Here is a 7,711-nt window from a genome sequence, read left to right on the forward strand (position 1 = left end):
TCCTGGAGCACCATGCCGATGCCGGAGCGCAGTTCGTCCCGGGACATGCGCGCGATGTCCACGCCGTCCAGGGTGATCCGCCCGCCGGTGACGTCGTAGAACCGCATCAGCAGGTTGACCAGCGTGGTCTTGCCCGCGCCGGTCGGGCCGACGATCGCGACCGTGTGACCGGGCTCGGCCTTCAGGGAAAGGTCCTCGATGAGCGGCTTGTCCTCCTCGTAGCGGAAGGACACGTGCTCCAGCGCGACCCGCCCGCGCAGCTGCTCCGGCCGCACGCCCGGCACCGGGTCCGCCTCCTGCTCCTCCGCGTCCAGGAGTTCGAAGATCCGCTCGGCCGAGGCGACGCCCGACTGCACCAGGTTCGCCATCGAGGCCACCTGGGTCAGCGGCATCGAGAACTGCCGCGAGTACTGGATGAAGGCCTGCACGTCACCGATCGACAGCGCGCCGGAGGCGACCCTGAGACCGCCGACGACCGCCACCAGCACGTAGTTGATGTTCGAGACGAACATCATCAGCGGCTGCATGATGCCGCTGTTGAACTGTGCCTTGAACCCCGCCTCGTACAGCGCCTCGTTCTGCTCGGCGAACTGCTGCGCCGACTCCTCCTGCCGGCCGAACACCTTCACCAGGGTGTGCCCGGTGTACATCTCCTCGATGTGCGCGTTCAGTTTGCCGGTGGAGCGCCACTGCTGCACGAAGTGCGGCTGCGACCGCTTGCCCACGCGGGTGGCGACCACGAACGACAGCGGCACCGTCACCAGCGCGACCAGCGCCAGGATCCAGGAGACGTAGAACATCATCACCAGCACGCCGATGATGGTCAGCACCGAGTTGATGAGCTGGCCCATCGACTGCTGGAGCGTCTGCCCGATGTTGTCGATGTCGTTGGTGGCCCGCGAGAGCACCTCGCCGCGCTGGCGCTTGTCGAAGTACGACAGCGGCAGCCGCGACAGCTTCGTCTGCACGTCCTCGCGCATCCGGAACATGGTGCGGTTCACCGACCGGTTCACCAGCCGCGTCGCCACCGCCATCAGCAGGCCCGCCGCCAGGAACGTGCCCAGCGCGAACAGCAGGACCTCGCCCACGGCGCCGAAGTCGATGCCCTTGCCCGGGGTGAAGTCGGTGCCGCCCAGCATGTCGGCGACACCGCCCTGGCCGCGCCGGCGCATCCCGTCGAGCACCTGCTCCTTGGTGAGCCCGGACGGCATCTGCCGTCCGATGATCCCGGCGAACACCAGGTCGGTGGCCTTGCCGAGGATCTTCGGCCCGATCACGCTGAGCGTGACGCTCACGACCACGCACAGCACCAGCGCGTACATCGTGAACCGCTCGGGCCTGAACTGCGCGAGGAGCCGCCGGCCCGACGTCTTGAAGTCCATCGAGCGGTTGTCGGGGCCGCCGCCGGCCATCATCCGCCCCATCGGCCCGGCCATCAGGCAGCCTCCGCTTCCGTCAGCTGGGAGAGCACGATCTCCCGGTACGTCTCGTTGTCCGCCATCAGCTCGTGGTGGCGGCCGGTGCCGACGACCCGTCCCTCGTCCAGTACGACGATCCGGTCGGCGTCCCGGATGGTCGCCACGCGCTGGGCGACGATCACCACGGTCGCCTCGGCGGTCTCGCGTGCGAGCGCGGCGCGCAGGGCCGCGTCGGTGGCGTAGTCGAGCGCGGAGAAGGAGTCGTCGAAGAGGTAGATCTCCGGGCGCTGCACGAGGGTGCGGGCGATGGCCAGGCGCTGGCGCTGACCGCCGGAGACGTTGGTGCCGCCCTGGGCGATCGGCGCGTTCAGCCCGCCCTCCAGCTTGGAGACGAACTCCTTGGCCTGCGCCACCTCGAGTGCCTGCCACAGCTCCTCGTCGGTGGCGTCCGGGTTGCCGTAGCGAAGGTTGGTCGCCACCGTGCCCGCGAACAGGTACGGCTTCTGCGGGACCAGGCCGACCGTGCGCGCCAGCAGCGCCGGCTCCACCTGCCGCACGTCCACCCCGTCGACGAGGACCTCGCCGTCGGTGGCGTCGAACAGCCGGGGCACCAGCCCCAGGAGGGTGGACTTGCCGCTGCCGGTGGACCCGATGACGGCGGTGACCTCGCCGGGGCGGGCCACCACGTCGACGGCCTTGAGGACCGGCTCCTCCGCTCCCGGGTAGCGGAAGCCGGCCTGACGGATCTCCAGATGCCCGTGGCGGCGCAGCTCCACCACCGGAGCGCTCGGCGGCACGACGCTGGACTCGGTGTCCAGGACCTCCTCGATGCGCTCGGCGCACACCTCCGCGCGCGGCACCATCATGAACATGAAGGTGGCCATCATCACGGACATCACGATCTGCATCAGATAGGCGAGGAACGCGGTCAGGTCGCCGATCTGCATGCCGCCGCTGTCGATGCGGTGGGCGCCGAACCACACCACCGCGATGGACGACAGGTTCACCACCGTCATCACGATCGGGAACATCAGCGCGAGCAGCCGGCCGGTGGCCAGCGCCATCTCGGTGAGGTCCCCGTTGGCCCGCCGGAAGCGGTCCTTCTCGTACTCGTCGCGCACGAAGGCGCGGATGACGCGGTTGCCGCTGATCTGCTCGCGCAGCACCCGGTTCACCGTGTCCAGCCGCGTCTGCATGGACCGGAACAGCGGGCGCAGCCGGCGCACGATCAGCGTCACGCAGATGCCGAGCACCGGTACGACGGCGACCAGGACGCCCGACAGCGGCACGTCCAGGCCGAGGGCGAGGACCACACCGCCCACGCACATGATGGGCGCCGACACCATCAGGGTGAACGTCATCAGGGCCAGCATCTGGACCTGCTGGACGTCGTTGGTCGTACGCGTGATGAGGGAGGGCGCCCCGAAGTGCCCGACCTCGCGCGCCGAGAAGGACTGCACGCGGTCGAAGACGGCCGCGCGGACGTCCCGTCCGAGCGAGGAGGCGGTGCGGGCGCCGTAGTACACGGCGCCGATGTTGCACACCACCTGCGCCAGCGAGATGGCGATCATCACGCCGCCGTACGTCAGGATGTAACCGGTGTCACCCTTCACCACACCGTTGTCGATGATGTGGGCGTTCAGCGTGGGCAAGTAGAGGGTGGCGCACGTCTGCAGGAACTGCAGCAGCACCACGAGGGCTATGGGTTTCTTGTAGGGCCTGAGATAGGTCCGCAGAAGTCTTATGAGCACGCTGGTCTCTCGGAGTCGGCGGTGGGGGCGGTCGGTGTCCCCTGGCCCCTATCGTCGGACACTCCACCCGCGTTACCTCAACTGATTAACCCAATAGCGGTCCACCGGCCGAGCCGTCCTCGGCCGGTGGTCCTACGCCGTCCGGGTCATTACGGGCGGAACGCCCCCGGATGGGTCTGTTCGCGCACCGACACGTACTGCTGGCGCACCGCCTGGCCCACCGCCAGTTCCTCGCCCGGCTCCAGCACCTGGGCGACCGCGCCCTGCCAGGCGGGCGGGGTGCGCGGGTCGAGGGCGCCCTGCGACACGCCGAGCGCCCAGGCCGCCTGACGGGCGGCGCCGATCGCCGCGTAGTCCGCGGGCTGCGGCACCACTACCTGCGCGCCGAACAGCGCGGGCGCCGCGGCCTGCACGGCCGGCAGCTCGGCGGCCTGACCCAGCAGGAACACGCGCCGCACCTCCACGCCCCGTCCGCGCAGCACGTCCAGCGCGTCCGCGAGCCCGCACAGCATGCCCTCGAACGCGGCCCGCGCCAGGTGCTCCGGCTTCATCGACTCGCGGCGCAGGCCCGCGAGCGTCCCGGCGGTGTGCGGCAGGCTCGGCGTCCGCTCGCCCTCCAGATAGGGCAGCAGCACCAGACCGTGCGCGCCGGGCGTCGACTTCATCGCCAGGTCGGACAGGGCCTCCAGGTCGGCGAGGCCGAGCAGTTCGGCGGTGCCGCGCAGGGCCCGCACCGCGTTGAGCGTGGTGACGACCGGGAGGTGCATGCCGGTGGCGTCCGCGAGCGAGGTGATCATCCCGCTCTGGTCGACCAGCGCCTCGGGGTGCACGGCCATCACCGAGCCCGAGGCGCCCAGGGAGACCACCGCGTCACCGAGCCCCAGGCCGAGACCGAAGGCGGCGGCCATGGTCTCGCCGGTGCCGGCGGAGATCAGCAGTCCCTCCGGGGTCGTACCGGCCGCCTCGGCGGGGCCGATCACCTCCGGGAGCATCGCCTGGTGGCCGAGGGCCAGCTCGACCAGGTCGGGGCGGTAGGCGCCGGTGGCCGCGGACCAGTAGCCGGTGCCGGAGGCGCCGCCGCGGTCGGTGGTCCGTCTGACCGGCCGGCCGAGCAGCTGCCACACCAGCCAGTCGTGGGCCTGCATCAGCACGGCCGTGCGGCGCGCGGCCTCGGGCTCGTTCTTGGCGAGCCAGCGCAGCTTGGTCACCGGCTGCGCGGCCTGCGGGACGCAGCCGACCGCCTGCGCCCAGGCCTCGCGGCCGCCGAGCGCGTCGATCAGGTCCGCGGCGGCCACCTGCGCCCGCCGGTCCCCGCCGACCAGCGCGGGCCGCACGGTGGCGCCCTGGCCGTCCAGCGGGATCAGCGCGTTCTGCTGCGCGGAGACGCCGATGGCCTGCACACCCTCCAGGAGCCCGCCGCCGGCGGCCTCCCCGAGGGAGAGCAGCCAGGCCTGCGGGTCCACGTCGGAGGGGCGGCCGCCTCCCTCGGGGCTCTCCACCGGATGCGGCGCGTACCCCTGCCGGAGCACGGCTCCCGTGTCCGTGTCGCAGACCACGATGCGAGTGAAATCGGGTGAACTGTCCAACCCGGCGACTATCCCCATGGCGAAAATTCTGCCGTACGGCGGGGGGTGGCCGCGCCGTATGCCGGTGGGAGCGCGCACATGCGAGTGGGTGCCCCGGGAACGGCCGTCCCTGGGGCACCCACCGCCATGACCGACCGCGGTACTACGTGTTGCTCGTGCCCCAGTCGTCCGCACTGCTGCCGTTGCCGTGGGCCCGCAGCGAGCGCACCCGCTCGGCCACGGCGTCGGGGACGTGGTCGCCGACCTTCTCGCTGACCACGTGGTACGCCTTGCCGGCGAACTGGCGGCCCTGCTGCGCCGCCGTCTCCGCGGTGTTGCGCACCGCGGGGTTCTGGGCGACCTGGCGGGCGGAACTCCTCAGCTGCTCGTAGCGTTCGCGTCCGGCCTTCGTGCCCAGCACGTAGCCCAGCGCGAGCCCTGCGATGAACGCGAGCCGGTAACGCATGGTGGCCACCCTTCCTTGCCTCGTGGGTCAGAGCCCGGGGATGCCCCGGGATACCGATTGGCGGAGCACCCCCCTGCTTGCGCTAATGTATGTGTCGCAGCGAGCGCGCGCCCTCTGGCGAATACCCAGGTGGGTGCGTTCGATGCAACGAGGCATTCCTCCGTAGCTCAATTGGCAGAGCAGCCGGCTGTTAACCGGCAGGTTACTGGTTCGAGTCCAGTCGGGGGAGCTCGGTCCTCCGTAGCTCAATTGGCAGAGCAGCCGGCTGTTAACCGGCAGGTTACTGGTTCGAGTCCAGTCGGGGGAGCTCGGTCCTCCGTAGCTCAATTGGCAGAGCAGCCGGCTGTTAACCGGCAGGTTACTGGTTCGAGTCCAGTCGGGGGAGCTCGGTCCTCCGTAGCTCAATTGGCAGAGCAGCCGGCTGTTAACCGGCAGGTTACTGGTTCGAGTCCAGTCGGGGGAGCATGCTGAACGAGGACCCCGCCGGGGTCCTTTTTCATGCCGCGGGAAGCCGACCATGGCGAAGCAGGAGATCGTATGAGCGGCTATGCTGCGGCAGACGGCGCGCACACATGTACGCGACGCGCCGAACGGGGCGGTAGCTCAGCCGGTTAGAGCAGCGGACTCATAATCCGTCGGCCGTGGGTTCGAGTCCCACCCGCCCCACCAGGCGCTACCCGCGCAGAATCGATATGACCTGCGGCTTCGCGGGTCGCCTCGGCCAAGTCTGCGGCCCCCGGACCGGTTCCGGGGGCCGTGGGCGCGTGTTGGCCGGGTTTTGCACCCGGCCGGAGGAATGCCTCGCGCGCGTTCTCGGTGGGCCGGTGCGTCAGGTGCCGTCGTCGGCGGGGTCCGCGGTGTCCGGGAGGTCGTCCCGGTCGCCTTCCGCCTGTGACGGTGTGGGGTACGGCGTGTCCGACGGCTCGGCGGTGCGCCGGGTACCGGCGTCGTCCCGTTCGCCCTCGGCCTGGGACGGGGTGTGCTCTCTCATCGTGGTGGCTCCTGGGGCTCCTGATGACTCCTGGTGACTCCTCCGGGACGGGGACGGTCACTCGGAGGCCGGGTACCCCGGGGTGCCGCGTGCTACCGGCGGCGTGGACGGCTGCGGCGCCGACGAGGGCTGCGGTGCCTCGGGCCCGGTGGCGCGGGATATCGCCGTGCGCAGCGCCTTGCGTATGCCCTCCGGCGGCGCGGGGCCGTCCGGCACGGCGCCGGCGGTGACCGCGGCGGCCACCGCGCGCAGCTTGGTGTTCGAGCGCTGGGAGGCCTCGCGCAGGATGTCCCAGGCCTGCTCGGGCGTGCAGGAGTGGGCGGCCATCAAGATGCCGCGCGCCTGGTCGATCACCGGGCGGGTCACCATGGCCTCGCGCAGCTGCTCGACCTCCTCGCGCAGCCGCAGCAGCCGCTCCGAGCGCTCCGCGGCCACCGCCGAGCCGGTCAGGGAGTCCGGCGGCGGGTACGCCCGGCCGTCGGGCCGCGGACGCAGGGGATCGGCGGTGTCCAGGCCCGCCAGTTCCAGCACGCGGCGCGGCTGACCTCTCCAGCCGGTGGCCGTCACCTCGACCAGGTGGCACCGCCCGTGCTCGTCGAGTACCTGGAGGAACTCCAGGCCGGTGGTGTCCATGAAGGTCACCCGGGACATGTCCAGGTCCACCCGGACGACTCCGGGCGGCAGTTCGGCCAGCGCCTTGGCCAGGGTCTCCGTACAGCCGTGGACCATCTCCCCGCGCGGGGTGAGGAGGGCCCGGCCGCCCGGGTCCGTGCGCACGCCGATGGTCAGCGTGTCGACAAGGGCGTGCAACCGCAGTGCGAGAGGTGGTGGCGCCGTCGAGCTCATGTCCCCGCCTTGTTCGTCCCCGGCAGTCCCCGCGCGTCGTGGCTACGTCGCGCTCCCCGTCGCCGCCGGGCCACGGCCGTGCGGGCCGCGGGCCGAAACGCCATGGTCTCCCTCCCGGCGGTGCTCCCCTGCACCTGCCCGTTGCTCCGTGCCGTACACGCAATAGCGGCGATACGGGCTGTTTCTTGACGAACCCGTGGGGTGTGTGGGGTCCGTACGGGACGGGCAGGGGCGGAGCCCGGGTGGGAGGTGGGGAGGGGCGGAGCATACTGTTGGCCGGGCAGTGCGGCGACAGGGAGGCGGTGTGGACGTCTGGACCGGGCGGTGCGCGACGGCGCCGGCGTGTACGACCTGGAGCGGTCGGCCGTGACCTTCGTCGACGTGGCCGGCGTCGGCGTGCTCGCACGGGCCGTGGGCAGGCCCGGGCCGGGCCGCCGCATCGTGGTGCACCGGATCCTGGAGATGTTCCGGGCCGGCCTGCCGGGGATCGGGGTCTCGACGTCATGACGACCGTCACCACGAAGCCGTTCGCCCACCCCGCACTGTTCTACCGGGACGAGGCGGAGTACCTGGCGGGCACCGTGCCCTTCGTACGCGCCGGCCTGGAGGCCGGCGAGCCGGTCGCGGTGGCCGTCCCCGCCGAGAACCTGCGGCTGATCGAGGCCGAACTGGGC

8 protein-coding genes and 5 tRNA genes are annotated in these 7,711 nt (G+C 71.3%); 7 read left to right on the forward strand and 6 right to left on the reverse strand.

Annotation, left to right across the window (positions count from 1 at the left end):
- The 4 genes from IE249_RS00590 to IE249_RS00605 form a co-directional block, all read right to left on the reverse strand.
- On the reverse strand, positions 1-1,436 hold a 1,436-nt coding region (locus IE249_RS00590; RefSeq protein ID WP_229857139.1), incomplete at its 3' end, for an ABC transporter ATP-binding protein.
- Complete coding sequence (locus IE249_RS00595; protein WP_189702777.1) at positions 1,436-3,169, reverse strand: ABC transporter ATP-binding protein; 1,734 nt, start codon at positions 3,167-3,169, stop codon at positions 1,436-1,438. The genes IE249_RS00595 and IE249_RS00590, both read right to left, overlap by 1 nt.
- Positions 3,170-3,318: 149 nt before the next feature.
- Positions 3,319-4,773: a xylulokinase gene (locus tag IE249_RS00600; protein ID WP_189702778.1), complete on the reverse strand. Its 1,455-nt coding sequence runs from the start codon at positions 4,771-4,773 to the stop codon at positions 3,319-3,321.
- A gap of 124 nt (positions 4,774-4,897) precedes the next feature.
- Positions 4,898-5,200: a YtxH domain-containing protein gene (locus IE249_RS00605; protein ID WP_189703198.1), complete on the reverse strand. Its 303-nt coding sequence runs from the start codon at positions 5,198-5,200 to the stop codon at positions 4,898-4,900.
- 156 nt (positions 5,201-5,356) lie between these two features.
- Here IE249_RS00605 and IE249_RS00610 point away from each other — a divergent pair.
- From IE249_RS00610 to IE249_RS00630, 5 genes are all read left to right on the forward strand, one after another.
- Positions 5,357-5,429 (forward strand) — tRNA-Asn (locus IE249_RS00610).
- Between the two features lie 5 nt (positions 5,430-5,434).
- Positions 5,435-5,507, forward strand: a tRNA-Asn gene (locus IE249_RS00615).
- 5 nt (positions 5,508-5,512) lie between these two features.
- Positions 5,513-5,585, forward strand: a tRNA-Asn gene (locus tag IE249_RS00620).
- Positions 5,586-5,590: 5 nt separating this feature from the next.
- A tRNA-Asn gene (locus IE249_RS00625) sits at positions 5,591-5,663 on the forward strand.
- Between the two features lie 129 nt (positions 5,664-5,792).
- A tRNA-Ile gene (locus IE249_RS00630) sits at positions 5,793-5,869 on the forward strand.
- Between the two features lie 160 nt (positions 5,870-6,029).
- Here IE249_RS00630 and IE249_RS00635 read toward each other — a convergent pair.
- Together IE249_RS00635 and IE249_RS00640 are read right to left on the reverse strand one after the other, a co-directional pair.
- Positions 6,030-6,191 carry a hypothetical protein gene (locus IE249_RS00635; protein ID WP_189702779.1) on the reverse strand — a complete coding sequence of 54 codons (162 nt, stop codon included), beginning with the start codon at positions 6,189-6,191 and terminating at the stop codon, positions 6,030-6,032.
- 57 nt (positions 6,192-6,248) lie between these two features.
- Positions 6,249-7,037: an ANTAR domain-containing response regulator gene (locus IE249_RS00640; protein WP_189702780.1), complete on the reverse strand. Its 789-nt coding sequence runs from the start codon at positions 7,035-7,037 to the stop codon at positions 6,249-6,251.
- Positions 7,038-7,361: 324 nt separating this feature from the next.
- On the opposite strand from IE249_RS00640, the gene IE249_RS00645 reads away from it, so the two are divergent.
- Positions 7,362-7,544 (forward strand): anti-anti-sigma factor, encoded by a 183-nt coding sequence (locus IE249_RS00645; protein ID WP_229857140.1) that lies wholly within the window; start codon positions 7,362-7,364, stop codon positions 7,542-7,544.
- A partial coding sequence (locus IE249_RS35735; RefSeq protein ID WP_229857337.1) for an MEDS domain-containing protein occupies positions 7,541-7,711 on the forward strand: 171 nt, incomplete at its 3' end. The genes IE249_RS00645 and IE249_RS35735, both read left to right, overlap by 4 nt.

This window comes from Streptomyces anandii JCM 4720 (assembly GCF_014650655.1).
GTDB lineage: Bacteria > Actinomycetota > Actinomycetes > Streptomycetales > Streptomycetaceae > Streptomyces > Streptomyces anandii.

Coding starts and splice junctions, on each gene's coding strand:
- IE249_RS00600 (WP_189702778.1), bottom strand. CDS start 4,773: ATGGGGATAGTCGCCGGGTTGGACAGTTCACCCGATTTCACTCGCATC.
- IE249_RS00605 (WP_189703198.1), bottom strand. CDS start 5,200: ATGCGTTACCGGCTCGCGTTCATCGCAGGGCTCGCGCTGGGCTACGTG.
- IE249_RS00635 (WP_189702779.1), bottom strand. CDS start 6,191: ATGAGAGAGCACACCCCGTCCCAGGCCGAGGGCGAACGGGACGACGCC.
- IE249_RS00640 (WP_189702780.1), bottom strand. CDS start 7,037: ATGAGCTCGACGGCGCCACCACCTCTCGCACTGCGGTTGCACGCCCTT.